This window comes from Actinomycetota bacterium (assembly GCA_018334075.1).
In the GTDB taxonomy this organism is placed as follows: domain Bacteria; phylum Actinomycetota; class Coriobacteriia; order Anaerosomatales; family UBA912; genus JAGXSC01.
The window spans coordinates 1-19,289 of the sequence record JAGXSC010000074.1; the positions used below are offsets into that span (position 1 = coordinate 1).

At 59.5% G+C, this 19,289-nt stretch carries 17 protein-coding genes and 1 tRNA gene; 15 read left to right on the top strand and 3 right to left on the bottom strand.

Annotated features, from left to right (window positions below; translation table 11 throughout):
- The coding region (locus tag KGZ89_09170) for a cyclic beta 1-2 glucan synthetase (protein ID MBS3975020.1) at positions 1–5,586 on the bottom strand (5,586 nt) is incomplete at its 3' end.
- Between the two features lie 177 nt (positions 5,587–5,763).
- Here KGZ89_09170 and KGZ89_09175 point away from each other — a divergent pair.
- The 10 genes from KGZ89_09175 to KGZ89_09220 all read left to right on the top strand — a co-directional run bounded on the left by KGZ89_09175 (position 5,764) and on the right by KGZ89_09220 (position 11,860).
- A complete protein-coding gene (locus KGZ89_09175; protein ID MBS3975021.1) occupies positions 5,764–6,222 on the top strand; it encodes a rhodanese-like domain-containing protein in 459 nt (152 codons plus the stop codon).
- 24 nt (positions 6,223–6,246) lie between these two features.
- On the top strand, positions 6,247–6,462 hold the full coding sequence (locus KGZ89_09180; protein ID MBS3975022.1) for a thioredoxin family protein: 216 nt from the start codon (positions 6,247–6,249) through the stop codon (positions 6,460–6,462).
- A gap of 447 nt (positions 6,463–6,909) precedes the next feature.
- A tRNA-Ala gene (locus KGZ89_09185) sits at positions 6,910–6,984 on the top strand.
- Between the two features lie 197 nt (positions 6,985–7,181).
- Entirely contained in the window at positions 7,182–8,312 is a 1,131-nt protein-coding gene (locus KGZ89_09190; GenBank protein MBS3975023.1) for a radical SAM protein, read from the top strand.
- A 206-nt stretch (positions 8,313–8,518) separates the two neighbouring features.
- Positions 8,519–9,145 carry a TetR/AcrR family transcriptional regulator gene (locus tag KGZ89_09195; protein ID MBS3975024.1) on the top strand — a complete coding sequence of 209 codons (627 nt, stop codon included), beginning with the start codon at positions 8,519–8,521 and terminating at the stop codon, positions 9,143–9,145.
- Positions 9,142–9,699 carry a hypothetical protein gene (locus KGZ89_09200; GenBank protein MBS3975025.1) on the top strand — a complete coding sequence of 186 codons (558 nt, stop codon included), beginning with the start codon at positions 9,142–9,144 and terminating at the stop codon, positions 9,697–9,699. The genes KGZ89_09195 and KGZ89_09200 overlap by 4 nt, the downstream gene beginning before the upstream one ends.
- Positions 9,687–10,406, top strand: coding sequence for a GNAT family N-acetyltransferase (locus KGZ89_09205; GenBank protein MBS3975026.1), 720 nt, complete (start codon positions 9,687–9,689; stop codon positions 10,404–10,406). The genes KGZ89_09200 and KGZ89_09205 overlap by 13 nt, the downstream gene beginning before the upstream one ends.
- A gap of 84 nt (positions 10,407–10,490) precedes the next feature.
- Complete coding sequence (locus tag KGZ89_09210) at positions 10,491–11,117, top strand: VanZ family protein (GenBank protein MBS3975027.1); 627 nt, start codon at positions 10,491–10,493, stop codon at positions 11,115–11,117.
- A gap of 2 nt (positions 11,118–11,119) precedes the next feature.
- Positions 11,120–11,446 carry a hypothetical protein gene (locus tag KGZ89_09215; protein MBS3975028.1) on the top strand — a complete coding sequence of 109 codons (327 nt, stop codon included), beginning with the start codon at positions 11,120–11,122 and terminating at the stop codon, positions 11,444–11,446.
- 132 nt (positions 11,447–11,578) lie between these two features.
- Positions 11,579–11,860 carry a type II toxin-antitoxin system Phd/YefM family antitoxin gene (locus KGZ89_09220; protein ID MBS3975029.1) on the top strand — a complete coding sequence of 94 codons (282 nt, stop codon included), beginning with the start codon at positions 11,579–11,581 and terminating at the stop codon, positions 11,858–11,860.
- A gap of 227 nt (positions 11,861–12,087) precedes the next feature.
- Here KGZ89_09220 and KGZ89_09225 read toward each other — a convergent pair whose 3' ends face one another.
- Complete coding sequence (locus tag KGZ89_09225; GenBank protein ID MBS3975030.1) at positions 12,088–12,765, bottom strand: RloB domain-containing protein; 678 nt, start codon at positions 12,763–12,765, stop codon at positions 12,088–12,090.
- Positions 12,762–14,060, bottom strand: coding sequence for an ATP-binding protein (locus KGZ89_09230; protein MBS3975031.1), 1,299 nt, complete (start codon positions 14,058–14,060; stop codon positions 12,762–12,764). Before KGZ89_09230 ends, KGZ89_09225 begins: the two co-directional genes overlap by 4 nt.
- A 510-nt stretch (positions 14,061–14,570) precedes the next feature.
- Between KGZ89_09230 and KGZ89_09235 the strand changes: the two genes are divergently transcribed.
- From KGZ89_09235 to KGZ89_09255, 5 genes are all read left to right on the top strand, one after another.
- Complete coding sequence (locus tag KGZ89_09235) at positions 14,571–15,494, top strand: PD-(D/E)XK nuclease family protein (GenBank protein MBS3975032.1); 924 nt, start codon at positions 14,571–14,573, stop codon at positions 15,492–15,494.
- Positions 15,491–16,030, top strand: a complete 540-nt coding sequence (locus tag KGZ89_09240; GenBank protein ID MBS3975033.1) for a hypothetical protein — start codon at positions 15,491–15,493, stop codon at positions 16,028–16,030. Before KGZ89_09235 ends, KGZ89_09240 begins: the two co-directional genes overlap by 4 nt.
- A gap of 94 nt (positions 16,031–16,124) precedes the next feature.
- Positions 16,125–16,589, top strand: a complete 465-nt coding sequence (locus KGZ89_09245) for a DinB family protein (GenBank protein MBS3975034.1) — start codon at positions 16,125–16,127, stop codon at positions 16,587–16,589.
- A gap of 198 nt (positions 16,590–16,787) precedes the next feature.
- Positions 16,788–18,968, top strand: a complete 2,181-nt coding sequence (locus KGZ89_09250) for a DEAD/DEAH box helicase family protein (GenBank protein MBS3975035.1) — start codon at positions 16,788–16,790, stop codon at positions 18,966–18,968.
- A partial coding sequence (locus KGZ89_09255) for a type I restriction-modification system subunit M N-terminal domain-containing protein (GenBank protein MBS3975036.1) occupies positions 18,965–19,289 on the top strand: 325 nt, incomplete at its 3' end. The genes KGZ89_09250 and KGZ89_09255, both read left to right, overlap by 4 nt.

The window sequence follows — 19,289 nt, forward strand, 5'->3', positions numbered from 1 at the left end:
CACCGGGTCAAGCACAGCCCCTGTCGTGCGGGTCAAATCTCCGCCTGCCGAGATCGCGACTGGATTGTTGGCGCCATGAAGCCTGCCGAGAAAAGCGGCCCGATCTGTCTCGTAAGACCAGGGGCACTCCTCGGCGATCTCACACGCCAGGGTGTGTATACCGAAGCGGCGAGGCTCTTGCGAAGAGCGGGGACGCCGGGTGAAAAGCAAGGTTCTCAGGCTCTCAAGGGCTTCCGTCTCGACAAAGAGGTTCGAAAAACTGCGATGGGCCTGGTCAGCACCTTGAGCCGCCAGCGCCACCTCGAAATACGAGGTCACCTCCAGAGACCTGGGCTCATACCCTTCGTTGGAGACAGTCAGGCGCCTGACCTCGATGTCGTCCTCGGGAGATACCGATACCTCGAGATGACAAGCGATATTGCCGTCACGCCGCCGATACTCCGCTTTGTCGGCCGAGAATATCACATAGTATTCATCGGGCCTGGTGGGGCCGGGGTTGTGCGTGGCGTTCCAGACTTCGCCGCTTTCAGTATCTCGCAGGTACAGGAACTGCCCCCAGCAGTCCCGGGTAACGTCTTCTCTGTATCGGGTGACAGCCATATCCTCCCAGCGGCTGTAACCGCCCCCTCCGTTGGTGACCATGACCGAGTACCGGCCGTTCGAAAGGAAGTGCGTGGAAGGAACCGGGGTATCCGCCAGAGGGTAGGAGCGTCGCGGGGGCACGATAGGCTCCCGGGAGGTCCGCACATGCTCGACCTCCTCGATGTGGGGCTGCGCGGTGGAGATGCTCCGGGGAACGCGCTCTTGCAACAACAGCTCAGCCGAGCGGACGATGGGGTCGCTGTGGAAGCGCTCTCTCATGCGATGGTTGGTGAGCATGTTCGCGAACGCAACCAGGCTCATGCCCTGGTGGTGAGCGAAGTAGGCCTTTACCACCGCACGTTTTGCTCCCGCCGGAACGCGTCCCGGAGTAAAGTCCAGCGCCTCGTAGTAGCCATAGTGACCGCAGCCTCCCGCTTTTGCGAGGGCTTCGAGGTTTTCCAGCGCCTCCTTCGGCGCATACGGAAGCGCGAGCGCCGTGGCGTAGGGTGCAATGACAAGATCGCTGGAAAGACCGCGCTTGAGTCCGAGACCAGGTACCCCGAACGCCTGGTACTGGTAGACCAAATCCGCATCCTTGGCGTTGAAGGCCGATTCGGACACTCCCCAGGGCACTCCGCGCTCTTTGCCGTACTGAATCTGTCTTTTGACAACGGCGGAGCACGTTTCACCCAATAAAGTGAGAGGCCAGGTTCGCATTACGAGCAATGGCATCAGGTATTCGAACATCGACGCGCTCCACGACAGCAGGGCCTTTTGGCCCGCGGGCGTGCGAGTGACCGCCCTGCTTAGCCGGAACCAATGCTCCAGCGGCACATCGCCTTTGGCGACAGCCAGGTAACTGGCAAGCCTGCACTCACTGGCCAGCATGTCATAGTAGGATTGATCCAGCCGGCCCTCGGCGGTGTTGTAGCCAATCGCGAAGAGAAGGCGCTCTTTGTCGAAGAGCAGGCCGAAATCCGTTCGTTCCCATATCTGCCGAGAAATCGCGGCGTCTATCTTCAATCTCGCGAGTAGCTCCTGGCATCGGGGACGGGTGTCTCGGAGTTCCTGACTCAGCTTACTTGCCCAGGCAGCCGCAAGGTCGCGATCCTTCTCCGACTCGCCGAAGGGATCGGCGGCGATGGAGTCCAGGGCCGCCAAGGCACCCTGAAGTCCCTCGGCCAGTCCTACCAGGCTCGGCACGTGCTCGAGAAGGGGGGATAGAGCGGCGGCGCGAGGATCATCGAAAAGCGATGCCGGGGGATCCAGGAGGTTTTCGCTCCACGGTGCCAGCATATCGATGAGCGAGCGCATCTCTCGAAGCCGGGCGTCGATCGCCTCGAGAGGCGAGCTCTCCAGCCGCGAGCTCTCAAGGCGGGGAATCGAGGCGAACAACTCCTCCAGGCGACACAGAAGCGCGTGCCATTCACCCAGATTTTGCGGTTGCTCCAGCAGGCTGATGTCCCGGGAGAACTCCGCCAGGGACTCACCCAGCGCTCTGACCGTCTCGTCGAGACCAGAACGCTCGGCATGGCTAAGGCCATCGACGGCCAGCGATATCGTGTCAGCCAATCCATCGAGCAACGCGGGGGCGAGCACCGGACCTTCCGAGGCCTCCAGTAGCCCTATCCGAAAGACGAGGAGATGGCCGGCAAGGTTTCCGCTGTCCACCGTCGACACATATTTCGGCGGTAGTGGCTGCTTTGTTTTGATGTCATACCAATTGTAATAGTGACCGGAGTGCTTCTCGAGGCCGACCAGGGAGTTGAGGGTGTCAGCGCTTCGCGAGACAAGCTCCCTGAGCGTGAGATAGCCAAGATCATAAGCGCTTAGGGTAGATAGAAGCTGCATGCCGATATTGGTCGGAGAAGTGCGCCAGGCGACCTCGCCCTTCGGGTCTTCCTGAAAATTGTCCGGCGCTAGATAGTTGCCCTCCGGCGTGACGAAGGTCTCGAAAAATCGCCACGTTCGCCGAGCGTGTTTTCTGAGGGTCAGATGGTCATCCGCACTCAAGGGATCGATTTTCTCGGCTTTGCGCAATGAAATTCGCCAGGCGATCACGGGTGAGGCGATCCAAAGCGAAGCCAGGATCAAAAATGGCAACGCGCGATCGGGAAAGTAAAACAGAGACGGAACCAAAAGCGCTGTCGCGACAAACGCGGCCGGACCGAGGCGACGAACGTAGCCGACAAGGTCGTCTTTGATCCTGCGCTCCACATCGGCGGCCGTCTCCCACTCCAATAACTTTTTGCGCGACACGAGCATTCGCCAAAGCGCACGAAGGATCGCGTCAAGTTTCATCTGTGCCTGATGCGGGAGTAAAATCAGTGTCAAGGCAGCGTGTGACGAGTCTCTGGCGAAATCGCGAAGAACGCTATCGAAAAGGCTGGCAAGAGAAGTGCTCTTTGTGTGGGAGAGCAGTGAGTTGAAGAAGGAAAAGTAGACCGGGAAAAGCACGATCAATGTGATGACCAGCGGCCAGGCCCAGGCGGCTGCTGGGGTAAGCAGCCATCCGATAAGCATAAGCGCGAGCAGGGAAGGCGCGTGTAGGCTTCGACGGAGATTGTCTACGATCTTCCAGCGATGGAGAAACGAAAGCGGGTTTTTTTCGGCGCCGGCGGCGGTTTGAACCCTCGGAAAGAGCCAGGGAAGGGTTTGCCAGTCACCTCGCACCCAGCGATGCATGCGAGCGGCCTGCGCCAGATAGGTCGCGGGATGCTCATCGAGAACCTCCACGTCTGAAGCGAGCAGTACCCGCAGGTACCCTCCCTCAATCAGATCGTGCGAGAGCAAAGTGTTTTCAGGAAGTCGCCCATCCAGCACCGCGGCGAACAGGTTCACCTCGTAGATGCCCTTGCCGGTAAAACTGCCCTCCCCGAATACATCCTGATAGGTATCCGAGACGGCTCCGGCGTACGGATCGATGCCGGTTTCACCCGAATGCAGCCAGCCGAAAAAGGAGCGCGCCGAGGAACCCAGCGTCATCCCCACTCGGGGTTGCACCAGGCCGTATCCCGCGCGAACCAGTGGCTCGCCTTCTCTCCACTCGGCCCGATTTAGCGGGTGGGCAATTGTGCCGATAAGCTTGCGCGCGCAGTCGCGAGGAAGGATGGTATCGGCGTCAAGAGTGATGACAAAGGTGACCGATCGCAAAAAGGCGCTGTCGGCGATGATGTGCGAGAACGAGGTGTCGTGAGCGCCCTTCAGCCAGCGGTTCAAATCCACGAGCGATCCTCGCTTGCGCTCCCAGCCCATCCAGGCGCCTTCGGCTGGGCTGTGACGGCGCTCCCTGAGGAACACCGAGAAAGGCGCGCTGCCGTACTCCTCCAAATAGCGCTCGTTTAGTGCCTCAACACCCTTTATTGCTGTGCCCAGCAGTGCCTCGTCGCCTGGCGCATGCTTGCTCTCTGCCGGCTTTAGATCTCCGAGTAGGGCAAAGCCGATGTTGTCGTCTCTGTTCGCCACATGGGCGATCTCAAGGTTATCGAGGACTCGGCGTACAGACTCGACCGAAGAAAGCAGCGCTGGAACCACCACTAAAGTCCGATGTGCGCTGGTGACCGGCTCAAGGTAATCGAGTTTTGGCAGCACCCGAGGGGGGAATACCCAGGAAGCGATTCTATTTGTGGCCCGCGCCGCAAGCTCGGACAGCGGAATCACGGCGAGCAGAGAGAGTATCGCGATGACATACGTCGCGGTTCCAATGAACGCCATCCAGGCGATCAAGGCTCCGGCTAGAAGCGCGGTTTGTACGCCGATCAGCCCCCAGTAGAAGAGCCACCTTTTGGCGAGCGGTCCCCTGTACAGCCACTCTCGGGTTCGCGGTTTGTAGCCTACCGCCTTCTCGAGGGCGTACCGCCCCGAGCCGATGAGGTAGCTGCCGACATGCCCTCTCACGTGCCCACCGGGTTTTTCCTTCAGTGCTTCAAGGCATAGCGAGACTGTCGCCTCCGCCACGATGACTTCGCTCAAAGGAGATCGTTTGGCGAGCTGTTCGAGAGCGTGGCGGTAACGGTCGCGACTCGCAAAGTCCATTCTCGGATAGGTGCCGGCAGGATCTTCTCGCAGCGCCTGCTCGACAAAGCTTGTCTGTTCGAAAAAGACGCGCCACTCTTTGGCCTCCACAAACCGGATGGAGGTTATGGTGTTGGCGATGGACACCTGGTCTGCCGCCTGTTCGTGCTGAAGGTTCAGACTCAGCTCATCCAGTGGCATGCCGAGCGTCGACAGTTGTTGCCGCAGCCATGCTTCTGTTGTCTCAGCAATAAGGTCCTGACCACTCAGGCGCTGAGAAAGACGCGCAACGAAGAAGGAAAGCGATCGGGCGCTGTCTTTGATACTCAGCAGATGGCTTTCGATATCGAGTTTATCGATGTCTTCCTGCGAAAAGGTAAGCAAGCGGTCGGCGTATTCATCTGCGCGGCGCCCGACGATGTGCGCTTCGGTCACCTTGCCAGCCAGTCGCCGCACGTTTTCGACGAGAGCGGCTCGCAGCATGATTGGAACGGCCCACACTTCGCCGATGGACAGAGGGTCGACCTCTTGGAATCCTTCGATGAAAGCCGCCAGGTTGCTCTCGTCAAGGCGCGCGTCCGCATGCGCCAACAAATGCACGGCCAGCGCCCAGACACGAGGGTATCCCGCAAACTGCCCCCCTGTGTTCCACGGAAGTTCGCGTCCATATCCTTTCGGCAGATCTGCCCTGACCGCCATGATCTGGCCTTGTATCAGGTAATGGTTATCGAGCAGCCACTCGGCGGCTGGAGACACCGGTTGCTTGTGCAGGATCGCCTCGGAAAGGAGCCGGTTGCACTGTGACAGCTCGGCCTCCGCCGTATCGATCAGGGGAATCAGTGGGAGCTCAGCGCGGGACGGCCCTGTGTTCCAGGAGAGGGCTTGAGCCAAAAGGGTGCCTTGCCTGCCGAGACGATCGACAGAAAGCAGCGGGGCCCTGAAAGGCTCGGCCTGATCGAGAGTCAAGATAGGCGACGTTGATTTTTGCATGTGCTGGCCCCTCTGTCCTGCACGCTGCCCAAATGGGCGCTAACGGTCCGGGGAACTATTAGTCCTGATATTATCCGCTTTTTTCAAGGGGAGGGAGAATTTGTGGGAAGGCAATTGTCATCAGCATACCCTATGGGGTATGATTGAAATTCAGATAGAGAGGAGAAGCGGTCTCCAATGAGTTCTGTAGCGAAATATGCTGTATGGGCGGTGCTCGGGGTTGTCGTCATCGTCTTTGGCTTACTCTTGTTTCGACCGGTAGAAGGCGTGGAGAATGTTGACGCTGCGCGAACAGCCGAGTTGGCGGCGGCAGGCGTGCGCGTCATTGACGTGCGTACCTCCACGGAGTTTGAAGCAGGCCACATAGCCGGATCCGAAAATGTTCCCGTCAACGAACTGGCATCAGTGGCGGAAGGGTGGAATCGCGGGGAGCCCCTGCTGATTTATTGTGCTATTGGAGATCGGTCCGCTTCGGCGGTTCAGTGGCTAAGTGAGCAGGGATTTGAGACCGTCTACCACTTCAATGCGGGCCTTGTCGCCTGGGTCGGACCACTTGAGCGAGGTCCTGCGGTCGAATCGCCTGCTATTGAACCCACTGGAGTCGCGGTGATGTATGAGTTCTTCACCGACTGGTGACCCGCGTGCGTAACGATTAAGCCTGTGGTCGACAGGCTAGAGAGAGAGTATGAAGGCAAGGTAAGGTTCGAGCGAATTAACGCGGACACCCACGAGAGCGCGCGAGCTTTGATGGCGCAATTTGGCGTGACTGCTTTTCCCAGCTTCGTTTTTGTTGGTAGCGATGGTTCGGTGAAGGGCAGATTGGTGGGCGCGGTGCCCGAGGAGCAATTGCGCGAACAGCTTGATGCGCTGAGGTAGATGCCTGCCGCACAAACGTAAAACGATTTGGGCATTTGGGTATAATATGAGTAGCCGAAAGTATTCGGCTCGAGGACCTTGAAAAGTGAGGTGATTGTTATCCGGTGAGCCAATCACAGAGTTTGGCCGGGATGGCAGAGAAAGCCTTCAGATGAAGGTCTTTTGGGTAGTTTTTCATCCGGAAGAGTCGGGCATAAGCCCCTGGATATGTGAGAGCGGGATCGAAAGGCAAGAACGTCGAGACCGATAACTCTCAAGCGAATCCTCAGTAGGGGAACCTCGGGCGGTGCGAAGGCCATCCCGGCACCACTTTTAACAGTACAGCAATCGTCCGCGCCCCTGTGGTGCGGGCTTTTTCTTTTTGGATGCCTGGCACCACCACGGTGAGCTCATGCTATAATGCCCGTCGGTCATGGGCGTCGCTTCGAAGCGCGCCTTGGGATTATTGGGCGAGTGGCGCAACGGGAGCGCACCTGCTTTGCAAGCAGGGGGTTGTCGGTTCGAATCCGATCTCGTCCACCATTGATAAAGAAACGCCCCCTCGGGATCTCTGCGGAGATATTTGAAGGGGCGTTTTAGCTGGTAGGGGCAGCTACCAGCCCCCGATAGATTGCTGCTTGAGCTATGCCCTTCGGGCTCGCGTCGGCCTGATCACCCGTGGACGGCTGCTACAGGCTAGTTATAATGGACTGACTATAGATTCCGTCAGGAGGACATTCTTGTCTGAAGGACTCCCTGCTCGGTCCAGCTCCGGATTGAATCACGGGCCCATGGAGTCGCTTCGCGTGCTCGGATGGAAACTTCGAGAAGCGATGCGTAGCGCCTGGAATAGGTACGACCGCACCCCGCTTTACTGCAAGGCACTTGCGGGTGAGTCTGATTACAACATATGCGTGAACTCAGACATGACCGTATCGTGCAACTGCCAGGACTTCGATGGAACGGGTCGCATAGGCGATCTCCGATCTCAGACCCTCGGGGAGATATTCTCTGGAGAGACGGTTCGGGTTTTTCAGAAGTCTCTGGCATCACGAGAATTTCCCACGAGCGTATGCGCCACGTGTCCTGAACTCGCCCCAATCCCTGCGGGCGACCTTGCAAGAGGACCCGTGCTTGGTCGAGTTCCAAGTAGAGGCATCATGGTTGAGAACACTGCGCTGTGTAACCTCAAGTGTGGCCTTTGTCGACGAAAGGAACTACTTGCCCTTCGTCGCCAGCCTTCGCTAAGCCTCGAAGACATAGAACAAGTGTCCAGGATGCTGGCCGAATATGGCATCAAGCAGGTCTCATACTTCAATCTGGGTGAACCATTCCTCTCGGCAGATATTCTTGCCGAGGTTCGGCTCCTGCGTCGGCATAATCCAGGTATTCGCATCATTACTTCGACAAATGGGCTCTTGTTAGACAACGAGGAGAAGATCGAGGCCGCCCTTCTCATGGACCACGTCTATTTCTCCATCGACGGAGTCTCGCAAGATACCCTCGCACGCTATCAGGTAGGCGGCGACTTTGACAGGCAGTATCGCAACATGAAGACACTGGTCGAACAGAGAAGCGCTCGCACTGCCCAGGCCCTCACGACACACTTGACGCTCATCGAGTGGAAATACGTGTTCTTTAGCTGGAATGACCATCTTGACCACATGAAACAAGCGCTGCAACTGGCTCACGGATCCGGAGTAGACAGGCTTACCTTTCATCCGGGTTCGGTTACAGAAAAGGCCGACTTATCCAAGCGATCCCTGGCTGACCCGTTCTTTCAGTCGGCGGGCGCCCGACTTTTAGATGGCGGTATGAGCATCGATCTCACCGCCTACTCGTCAGCTGACGTTCAACTAGAGAGTTTGTAGCCCACGTTAGCCGGTTCGGAGCGCGTTCACTATCGCCCACCATGGATTAAGAAACGCCCCCTCGGGATCTCTGCTGAGATATTCGAAGGGGCGTTTTAGCTGTCAGGGACAGCTGCCAGCCCTGCACATCGAACGCGCTTCGGCGCCGAGATCCGGGGCAGCACATACCCCTTGCCTTGTGTACCGCCGGGGTGTACTATCGGTACATGCCTTCACCACGATTCAGTCGGCTCCCTGCGGAGCGACGCTCGAAGATACTTGCCGTGGCCCGGGAGCACCTCGCCCGGGACGGGATCGAGGCAGCCTCGTACAATCGGATCATCGCGAACGCGGAGATCTCCAAGACGACCGCGTACATGTACTTCGACGGCAAGCGGGATCTCGTTGCCGAGGTCATGCGCGATGTGTACGCGCGCTTGGGCGACGTCATGGGCCCGTGGCGCGCTGCTGGGGCGCCGGATCTGTTCTGGGAGCAGCTCGCGGCGACGAGCGCTGCGCTGCGCCACCATCTTCTCGCCCACCCCGACGACCTCGCACTTCTGGCCCAGCTGGAGGTTGCGGGGGTGTCCGAGCTGGACGCCTGGTTCGGGCAGATGCTCGACGACGGGATCGCCCTAGGCGTGATCCGCACGGACGTCGATCGGCCGTTGCTGCTCGCCGCTACCGTCGCCCTCTTCCGCGCGATTGATGAATGGGAGTTGGCCGCACTCTCGCGCGGGGAGAGCATCGACCCCGCCCCGGCCTGGCGCCTGCTTCGCGGGCTTTGGGCGAGTCCTTCTTCGTCGCGGGCCGGCGCCGCGCCGGGCTCAGGCGCAGAGTCGCCCTCGCCATGAAGACGCTAAAGATACCTTCGGCGCTTCACGATGTGCTGGGGGAGACAGCGTCGCCCGTTCAGATCGCGGTCATCGTCGTATTCGGCGTCGGTGTCGCGACTGTCGTAACGGAGCTGCTCCGGCCAGGGCTGCCCGTGCTCCCCTGGTGGCGCATCGCCATCGGCTGGGCGCTGACGGTCGACATCGCGGCAGGGTGCGTCGCCAACTTCACCCGCTCGACAAACGAATTCTACGTGAAGCGTCCGCTGAACCGCTGGATGTTCATCGCGGTTCACTTTCACGTGATCGGAGTGGCAGCGGCGTTCGGCGTCGGCCTGGCCCCGGCGATCGCCGTCTGGGCGTATACGATCGCGGGTGCGTCGGCCGTGAACCTGCTAAGCGGTCGCGACACGCAGGCCTTGGTCGCCGGCCTCCTGCTCGCTGTTGGCATCGGCTGGATCCCGCTCCTGCCGGGGGTACCGGCGCCGGTGCTCGTCGTGCTGCTTCTCTTCCTGCTCAAGGTGCTGTTCAGCTTCGCGGTGGACCACTACCGAGATCCGGCATGCGCGCGATGAGCGATGCGCTTCCGGAACCCGAGCTCCGCGATCTGACGCGGCGGGATCGGCGCGCCTTCGTGGAGACGATGGGCACTGCGTTCGCCGACGACCCGCTCTTCGTGATGCTCTTCGGCCCTGCGGCGCGGGAGATGGGCGAGGCGAGGACATCGTCATGCCGCCGGAGGGCTGCCTTCGTCGCGTACCTCTTCGACATGAACCGCCTGATGGGTGGCACGCCGCGCGGGCTCTTCGCCGAGGGCCGGCTGGTGGGCGCTGCGCTGCTTGAGCCGCCGCCGAGGGGCGCGGCCGCGAACGGGCTGCGCATGCTGGCCGCGGCGCTTCGGTTCGCACCCCTCCTACCGCGTCTCGGCGCCACCCGGTCGGCCCTGCTGAACCGCTACTTCCGCGGTACGCGCGCGGCTGTCCCCAGGGCACCACACCATTACCTTCTGATGATCGGCGTGAGGCCCGGCGCTCAGGGCCGCGGCTGGGGGAAGCGACTCATGCAGGACGCAATCTCGCGCTCTGATCGCGTATCTCGCTCTGCCGGGATCGCGCTCGACACCGAGAACGCGGACAACGTCAGACTGTACGAGCTCTGGGGGTTCGAGCGACGGGCGCGCTTCGAGGTGGGCGGCGTGGTGGTGCACTCGATGTTCCGCCCTCGGCAGGCTGAGCTCGCGTTCGCCTCAACTCGACGCGCAGGAAGTTGGCTTATACTGTAAGAGCAAGCCGCGCAGCTTAGGCGCTACATCGTTAGACCGAGCCTCGCGGGCACCTGGTGAAACTGCGCGGGTTGGAGGATGCGATTGCGCCTGGTGGAGTTCTTCGTGCAGGACATGCTGCGCTATGTGATCGTGCTGTTCCCCGTCTACGTTGTGCTGCGTCTTTTCTACCTCGGCATCAGAAGAAAGGTGCCCGCCTGGTCTCACGAGATGCTCTTTGCGACGTGCGCCGCGTACGGTATCGCCCTCGTATCACAGACGCTGCTGCCGCGGAGCTTCTACGGCATCGGGGACCTGGAGATGTACCTCGAGACCATCACGAGTGGGTATCGGAGCTTCAATCTCATCCCCATGAACACGGTCTGGGCCTACCTGTTCACTCAGAACGACCGGGTGAGCGATTGGGGCTCGGTGGCGTTCTTGAACCTTACTGCGAACGTGGCGCTGTTCGTGCCCCTCGGCCTGCTCGCCCCGCTGGCGAGCGAACGCTTGCGCCGCTTTCGCAGTGTGCTGATCTTCGGTGTGAAAGCGTCGCTGGCCATCGAGGTGAGCCAGTTTCTCATCGGTCGCAGTGCGGACATCGACGATGTGATCTTGAACGTTGTCGGTGTCGGCATCGGGTATGGAGCCTGGGCTCTCATCCAGCGGATGCGCGGAGCCTCCGTGCGTGTCGGGGTTGCAGAGGCGAACCAGGATTCGGCCGACCTGTAGGGATGCCGGTCGTCTCGGAGTCAGGCGAACCTGACGGCCAGCGACCCCATTGTCTGTCTCTCAGTTGCCGGCGACGACCCGGTCGCCAAGAACTGGTACTGCGCCTCATTGAGGAACTGGGCTTCGACGGCATCGACAGCGGCTCGCTCGTGGAGTCATGGCGCCAGCAGCCCGGCGCTCCTGCCTACTGCAGGGACTTGGATTGCGCAGCGCTCAGCGCGGCACTGTCGGAGCCCGATGCAATCGGAATCGCGCAGCGCCGCCGCGTGGCAGACGAGCAGGCACGCCCTTTCTTTGAGGCGAGCAGTGCGGACTCACCTGCGCGGTGACCCTTTGGTAGCTGAACGCGTGGATCGAGCGGCCGACCGCGGCGCTCCCCGGAAGGCTTGCCGGCACTTGCGGGTAGCCGACCCAGTACGTTATTATGTACGCCGTAGCGTCCTTAGAGATCGGAGGCCATCATGGCAACACTTCGCCCCTCGACCGACGTGCGCCCGGTGACTGAGTTTCGCGCTAACACTTCGGCGGTCATCGATCAGATGCATGCGACCAAGCGTCCTGTGGTCTTGACGCAGCACGGCCGGAGCACTGCGGTATTGCTCGATGTCGCCGTCTATGAGGGCATGCTCGATGAGATCGAGCTGCTCCGCGATCTGCGAGTCGCTGAAGACCAAATCGCAGCCGGCAAGGTCATTTCTCACTCGGAGGTCATCCGTCAGATACGTGAAAAGCACTCACTGTGAGAGTCATCTGGACTGAGCTTGCGTTCGCTCAGCTCGACTAGGCCATGGCGTTCATCGCGCGCGAAAGCCCGCAGACCGCGCAATCACGTCCATGGCGCCACAGGCCACCTCCCGAGCGCTTGTCGGCCCACACATACTAGTGCGTCCAACGGGCGCCGCAAGATATACTGATCCCGAAGCCATTGCGCGCCTTTGACGTGCTGGGCGTTAGGCGCACTCAGAAATGCCTACGCGCTCGGCAGCCGGTGGCTCTTCTTGACGCTTTCGTTCATGGCTCGTGCGAGCTTGTCAACGGAGGTTGAGGGATCGGACTTCTCAACGGGTTTTTTGTGATAGTCCCTACAACGCGACGCGGAATCGGCGGCATGAAGCGTTGAATCCAAGATCTTGCTGTAGTCGTTCGCTCCCCGCCGCTTGCTGTAGCCGGACCACCCGTTGTCTTTCAAGTACCTAATTACCGCAGTACAGCACACAAACGGTCTCGTCGTGTAGACAAAATGCAGCAGGAACCAATACTCGATGCTTGGGTTGGAGAGAGCTACTTGAATCCCCAGCGCCCTCGCTTGGTCGATAGCGGGCAACAACTTGTTGTTGATGTCGTGACGCTCGGTATCGAAGACCACCCACACTTGGTCGTAGGGCACGGTTGATGGGCCGCCCTTTCGCGCCTCCCGGATTCGAAGGTTCTTCTTGTCCTTCGCTTCCCGAACGATAGTGACGGCGTCTGTTCCCTCCGCCTGACACACTGTGAATCGCTTCTCATCAATACCCAGCCGCCCTCGCAGAGCCTCAAGATACTCGGGCTCTGTGACTTCACCTTCCGTGACAACCAAGAACACATCACCAGTCGCGGGCGGGATTCGCTCCTTTGTGGCAGTCCTTGGAAGCCGTGAGCCGCGGCTCACGAAGGGTCCTTCAGGTTGCCGCTCAGTTCGGGCAGAGCGCCGTATCGGCCAGCCATGTACCCGCGACCGAAGGCCTCACTCGGGCGCGGCTTGAATTCAGTCATGGGGTACAACTCAGTCGCCCCGCACTCGTCTGCTTCTGTGAACCAGATGGCGTCGCGCCTCAGTACGTCCCGATCAAGCAACTGCACAGTGTGTGTTGTGAAGATGAGTTGCGCGTGATTGGGATTGGACGACTCTCTGGTCATGATGCGGCAGAGCGCTCGGGCCAAGTCCGGATGTAGGCTGGTATCGAGTTCGTCGACTACGAGTGTGTAGCCGTTCTTGAGCGTATCCAACCAAGGGCCAGCGACCGAGAACATCCTATGAGTGCCGGCAGACTCCTCTTCAAGATCCAGCAACTCCTCATGCCCATCCGCACACTTGTGAACCAGCTTCACTTCCATCATTTGCAGTGTGTCGGCATCGGCCCCCTTCTCATCCACGAGAATATTCAGCAGGGACTTGGCTGGCCCCGTCATTCCGCTGAGATCAAAGGGCGATCTCTTCACCCTGGCCCCGGCTATCGGAATGTCGGCCGCGGCAAGAAAGTCGACCACCTCGCGCTCGAATCCACTGTCATGTTCAATCATCCTGCCGGTCACAGTGGGTGACATATTGTCCTTGCCGCTGAGGTTGAGGAACCGCAGTCTCCTGCTGAACCAGCGGTAGACCAATGCCGATTGCTCGTGATTGAACTGGGCTGCGACGGAGAGTAGCAGCGCATTGGGTCGCACGAGTCTGGTGACTTCTCTGTCAATCTTGAAGTTCGTCCGGCTGAACGACCACTCATCAGTGCCGTTGCTCTTGTGGTTACGCTCGAACCATGTCTGCCTGCGCCCCTTAGGGTAGGCGTGCAGGTACTCTCGTATCACTCGGGCACTGTCGAGTTCGAAACCGTAGTCAAATCTGACACCGTCGAGCGCCAGTACGATATCGAAGGACGAGGGTTTGCGCTTCGAGTCCGCATCAAACAAGAATGGCTCGACGCCTGTCGCCTCTCCCTCCTCTAGGTATCGCGCGGACGACTCGATGAAGCTCTTCATGAAGAGCAGCGCTTTCAGGACGTTTGTCTTGCCAGATGCATTGGGGCCGTACACCGCTGCCATGCTCAAGGCACGAGTCGTCTCCAGGCCTGGCGCGGTGAGAGCCACGGCGTTTCCAGCGAGTGGTTCGTCCTTGACGCTCGCAATCATCGAGAGCGTCTGTGAATCACGTATGGAGCGGTAGTTGGCAACTGTGAACTCGAGCAACATCGTCGTCTCCGATTCTTTCGTGCAGCACCGTGTCAATTACAATCTCAATCGTGCGCATTATCTGCAGAATAGCGGCTCTGTTTGCCCGATGCAAGACAATTATGCCCCAGAAGGGTCAGTGGAAGGCACCCAACCAGCGCATCGAGCAGAACGCCAGAAGGTGGAATCGACCTGCAGGTGCGTGGGTGGCTGCTCATGCGCGACACGTTAAATGAGACTTCGCAGCGGTCTACTGCTACTGACGTATCGAGCCATCTCGACCCTGCACTTTGCGCTTAGACGCGGGCCTGAGCCCATGGCATTCCGGCAATCCGCACGGCCGGCCGGTCTTCATGCCGTTCACTTAGTAACTAATGCTTCCAACGGACGCCGTAAGGTAAACTGATCCCGAAGCCATTGCGCGCCGTTGACGCGCAACGCGTTAGGCGCCCTCAAAGCGATTTCGCGCCCGGGCCCGCTCGGTGCAGCATGTCAGAGGTGCATGGGACCATAAGCTCAGGGAGGTGACGCATGACCAACATAGCAGTTGTCATCGAGCGAGTGGTCGAGGCGCGACGCCGCGAGAACCAAGAGGATTTGGCACATTCAACTGCGGGATCACAGCTCCCCGAGACGATTGAGCGAATTCGCTCCGCCTACCATCAAGACTGGGAGAATCGGAGACTCGGCGAGGCGCAAGCCCTGCGAGTCATTCTGGCTGAAGGCATTCCCGTGCCGGTGCTGTCCGCATGCGGTCACGGCACGGCCGAGACTCGCTATACCCAGTACTTGGCCTACTTCCTAAGTCCCTCCAAGCCACACGGACTCGGAGCGAGGTATCTAGATGGCTTGCTGTCCCTGATGCGACTCTCGAACCCTTCCATTCCTGGAGACATTGATGCGACCGAGGCCATCGTCGAGGCGGAGGTCTACATCGGAAGCGCACCCGGACACAACGATAGCCCGGTCGGATGCACCTGCGACGTCGTGATCGAGTGCCCTGGCTATGTGATCTTTATCGAACACAAGGTCAAGAGCGGCCAGAGCGCCCATCCGAACAGCAGCGATCGACAGCTCGACCGGTACGACATCGCAATCGACAGGAACCCTGCGTATCGCGGTAAATCAAAGATCCGCATATACCTGACTCCCGGAGGCAATGCCTCTTCCGGCCTCGTGGACTGGGTGGGCCTCTCGCATTCTGACCTGGCCCAGGTTGCCCTTGACTTGCTCCGTAGCGGCGGCCTATCGGCCACTGCTCGAGAGAACCTCCTAAGGTTCGGCGTCGACCTGGCGCTTGGTCCGTACGAACGTGCAGAGGATGAGATCAGAGACTTGGAGGCTCGGGCGATCTCGGCAACCCGGGATGCCGATTTTGGCGAGCGGCTTCGCTTTGACCGGATTGTTGACCGGAACAGACTGCTGGTAGACCTGCTTTTGGAGGGATCAAGATGAAGTTGGATGAGAGCGCTCGCTTGTACCTTGCTGACTACTATCTACTGGAGCAGGCCAGGTCAGGGGCACATCGCTATCTCGATGAAATCGCCAACAAATTGGCGGCGGCGGTGCGACAGGAGATCAAGACACGCGGCGATCTGTACGTGACGTTCGGAGAGTACGTCCAGAAGGACGGCGGTTACGTCAGTTTCTACGTGAAGAAGATTGACCTGCCAGGGCTTGATCAGTTCGGCGAATGGAAGTACTCGGTAGTCTACTCAGATGCCATGCGAACCGAGCGGCTGTCAGACCCAACCAAGTGTCGTATTTACGGGTTCACGGCCAAGAGCAATGCGGCCCAGGCTAAAGCTGTCGCCCGCGTCGCGCAGGAGCAGGGCTTGCCGGATCCCTACCTAAATGAGGAGTACGACCTGCTCGGCGGAACGCTCGACGAAGTAGTGGACACGCTCTCCCGGTCCTTCAATGAGCGAATCGACAACCACGTTCAGGCCGTAAAAGCCCTGTCCCGACAGTCCGTAGGTCAAGTAGGCTGATGAGTCGACGGTGAGATGCCTAACCCGCGGATCAACTCGACTCGCTTCGTTCGCAAGTTATCCGCAAGAACGTTAGACCGGCGAAGGGGGGAGCATGTCCATCTCAAGGGCCGATGAGCTGCGATTGCTCGTGTCCGTTGCTGAGGCGCCGCTTCGTGTTCTCGATGATGCGGACGTGGACGCGTTCCGTGGAGATGGCGCCTGGACCAAGCGGCAGATTCTCGGTCACCTGGTCGACTCCACGGCCACCAATCATCAGCGGTTCGTGCGAGCCCAGTTCGAGGATGAGCTCCACTTCCCACCCTACGACGCTCCCGGTTGGGTTGTCGTCGAACGCTACGACCTAGCATCTTGGTCGCTGCTCATCGACGTGTGGGTCGCCTATGCGAGACTGCTCGGGCACATACTCGATGTCATGCCAGAGCCCCAACTTGCCACGCCGGTGTGGGTGGACTGGTATGGGGAGCCCAAGCCGATCACACTGAGCGAGGTCATCGACGCATACCTCGACCACGTGCGCCATCACCTTGCCCAACTGATTCCGGCTCCCGAAGTCTAACCCGCGCATCCACTCGGGCCCACCAGCAAAAGTCCCGGGTTTCGTTGGCGAAACTCGGTGTAAGGGACGCTACCCGATTTCCCGCCCTTGACGCGGTGTTCCATACTGTGGTTATGGAGATTCACCCTGCCCGGGGTGTCAAGGAGGATTCCGTTGCCGCACGATGCCGAGGCCGATGCACGCGCTAAGATAGACAAGATGTTGGAGCAGGCGGGCTGGAACACCACCGACCTATCCCAGATTCGTCGCGAAGTCCACGTCCCGAATCTGGGCGCCGAGGGGGAATACGGTCACGCCGATTACGCTCTGTACGACTCCCACGGCAGACCGCTCGCGGTCATTGAGGCGAAGAAGGCCAGCGTCAACCCCTATTCCGCCAAGAATCAGGCGCTCAACTACGCACAACAACTGGACGCCCGATACATCTTCCTCAGCAACGGCGAACTCACCTACTTCTGGGATTTCAACAACGAGGACGCCCGACTTGTGGCGACATTTTTCTCGCAGCGAGACATGGAGCGGCTGGCGTTCAAAGATTCCGAGAAGAAGCCCCTTGCCTTGGTGCCGATTCCCGATTCGTATGTGAGAACGGGTGAGCATCGTGAGGTTCGGGACTACCAGCAAGATGCAATGGCGGCGCTAGACCACGCGCTCACGCTCGGCAAGAAACGATTCCTCATAGAACTTCCGACGGGCACGGGTAAGACCGACCTTGTGTGCCTGTACCTCAAGCGCCTGTTCGCCGCTCGGTGGTGCGAGAGAGTGCTTATCCTCGTAGACCGCGAGCAACTTGCTGACCAGATGATCGGCGCCGTGCAGGACATCCTTTCCGACTACTCGTCCTACTGGCTCAAGGCAGGTATGCAGCGTCAAGAACAGCAAGTCACCGTGGCGCTGCTGCAAACGATGATTGGGCAGGCGAGCGATTTCACCGCTGGCTACTTTGATGTTGTCATCACGGATGAGTGCCATCGCAGCATCTACGGTTCGTGGCAGGGTGCGCTCACTCGCTTCGACGCAGTCCACATCGGACTGACTGCTACCCCTGCCGCCTACATAGATCGAAACACCTACGATTTCTACCAGTGCGCCGAGGGGAAGCCCGACTTCGCCTACCCGATACAAGAAGCGTTCAAGAACGGCTACTTGACCCCGTATGTTTTCGCCGAAGGCATCACCGAACTCATCGCCGAAGGTGCCGAGATTGATGGTGAGGCCTACGACCCAAATGCCTTTGAGCGCGAGTGGACGAACGAGGCGACCAATCGCCTCATGATGGAAGAGTTTGACCGTCTCGCTCACGAGAACTATCTGGACTCGGCTCCGTATCAGAAAGATGCTCCAGGCAAGGCGATTGTCTTTGCCATCACCAAGCACCACGCCGCACGCTTGGCTTACTATCTCAACGAACTGCACCCCGAACACAAAGGGCGCTACGCTGAGCTCATCACCTTGGATATCCCAGACGCCTCTGACGTTATTCGCAGATTCAAGAAGGAGGCCCTGCCGATGGTGGGCGTGAGTGTCGGGATGCTGGATACAGGCTTTGACTTGCGCGAAGTGCTGCATCTTGTGATGGCTCGCCGTGTTCGCAGCCCCATTCTCTATCAGCAGATGCGCGGGCGTGGGACACGCACAGCGCCCCATATCGGCAAGCAGCGGTTCGTCATCTACGATTTCTTTCGCAACCATGAGTACTTTGAGGACACGGGTTGGGAAACGAGTGGGTTGGCTGGCAGTGGCGGCGGCGGAACGACGACCCCGTCACCCATACCCCTGAGAGAACTCATAGAGCTCGGGTTGGAAGACGAGTGGTATATCGGCGTCACCTATGTGGAGGTCGGTGCCGACGGCGAGCGGGTGGACAAGCGCGAGTATGTGACAAACTGGGTCAAGGCCGTGCAGCATCGCGTGGCCGAAGACCCGATTCTCGCCAAGGTTCGTGACGGGGAGCCTCTCACGGAACAAGAAGAACACGAACTCGCCGAGAGGCTGAACCGGCCCACGCTGTATTTCAACGAAGAGAACCTACGGCGGGCTTACCGAAGCCCGTCAGGTTCGCTGGTGGATTTCGTCCGTGCTGCCCTCGGGTTGCACAAGGTCAAGTCGCGCGAAGAACGGGTGGACGAACTGTTCTCCGCGTGGCTCATAGCAAAGGATTACGATCCCGACCGAGCCTTATATCTCACGCTGCTAAAGCACCGAGGCGTCATCAAGGGCAAGGTTGCGGTGGACGACCTATTTGAACCTCCGCTTTCCTTGCAAGATGCGGGCACCCGGGGTGTAGAACTCTTTGGCGTGGACGGTTTGCGTCAGGTAGTGTTAGAGATGAACGAGAGTGTGTTCCAAACAGAAGACGACCAGCAGGGGGTTGCGTGAACGCCGATATCCGTAGACGCCTTGACCGAATTACCGACACGCTTTGGGCGGGCGGTGTCACCAACCCCGTCATCTACATTGAGCAGATTTCGTATCTCATCTTCCTGCGGCTATTGGACGAGGAAGAGACCGCTCGGGAACTGCGCTCGCAGGTATCGGGCAACGGGAACACCACGAGCCTCTATCCCGACGATGCTCAGAAGTATCGGTGGTCAAAGTGGCGGTTCTTGTCTGGCCGTGAGTTGCGGGATTTCGTGCGCGACGACGTGTTCCAGTATATGGCGACACTCGGCAAGGACAAGCCGCAAGTCGCCGAGTATT

What these genes read in the sequence shown, in the direction of transcription:
- KGZ89_09175 (MBS3975021.1), top strand. Translation starts at nt 5,764, where the DNA reads ATGAGTTCTGTAGCGAAATATGCTGTATGGGCGGTGCTCGGGGTTGTC.
- KGZ89_09195 (MBS3975024.1), top strand. Translation starts at nt 8,519, where the DNA reads ATGCCTTCACCACGATTCAGTCGGCTCCCTGCGGAGCGACGCTCGAAG.
- KGZ89_09200 (MBS3975025.1), top strand. Translation starts at nt 9,142, where the DNA reads ATGAAGACGCTAAAGATACCTTCGGCGCTTCACGATGTGCTGGGGGAG.
- KGZ89_09205 (MBS3975026.1), top strand. Translation starts at nt 9,687, where the DNA reads ATGCGCGCGATGAGCGATGCGCTTCCGGAACCCGAGCTCCGCGATCTG.
- KGZ89_09215 (MBS3975028.1), top strand. Translation starts at nt 11,120, where the DNA reads ATGCCGGTCGTCTCGGAGTCAGGCGAACCTGACGGCCAGCGACCCCAT.
- KGZ89_09220 (MBS3975029.1), top strand. Translation starts at nt 11,579, where the DNA reads ATGGCAACACTTCGCCCCTCGACCGACGTGCGCCCGGTGACTGAGTTT.
- KGZ89_09230 (MBS3975031.1), bottom strand. Translation starts at nt 14,060, where the DNA reads ATGTTGCTCGAGTTCACAGTTGCCAACTACCGCTCCATACGTGATTCA.
- KGZ89_09235 (MBS3975032.1), top strand. Translation starts at nt 14,571, where the DNA reads ATGACCAACATAGCAGTTGTCATCGAGCGAGTGGTCGAGGCGCGACGC.
- KGZ89_09240 (MBS3975033.1), top strand. Translation starts at nt 15,491, where the DNA reads ATGAAGTTGGATGAGAGCGCTCGCTTGTACCTTGCTGACTACTATCTA.
- KGZ89_09245 (MBS3975034.1), top strand. Translation starts at nt 16,125, where the DNA reads ATGTCCATCTCAAGGGCCGATGAGCTGCGATTGCTCGTGTCCGTTGCT.
- KGZ89_09250 (MBS3975035.1), top strand. Translation starts at nt 16,788, where the DNA reads ATGTTGGAGCAGGCGGGCTGGAACACCACCGACCTATCCCAGATTCGT.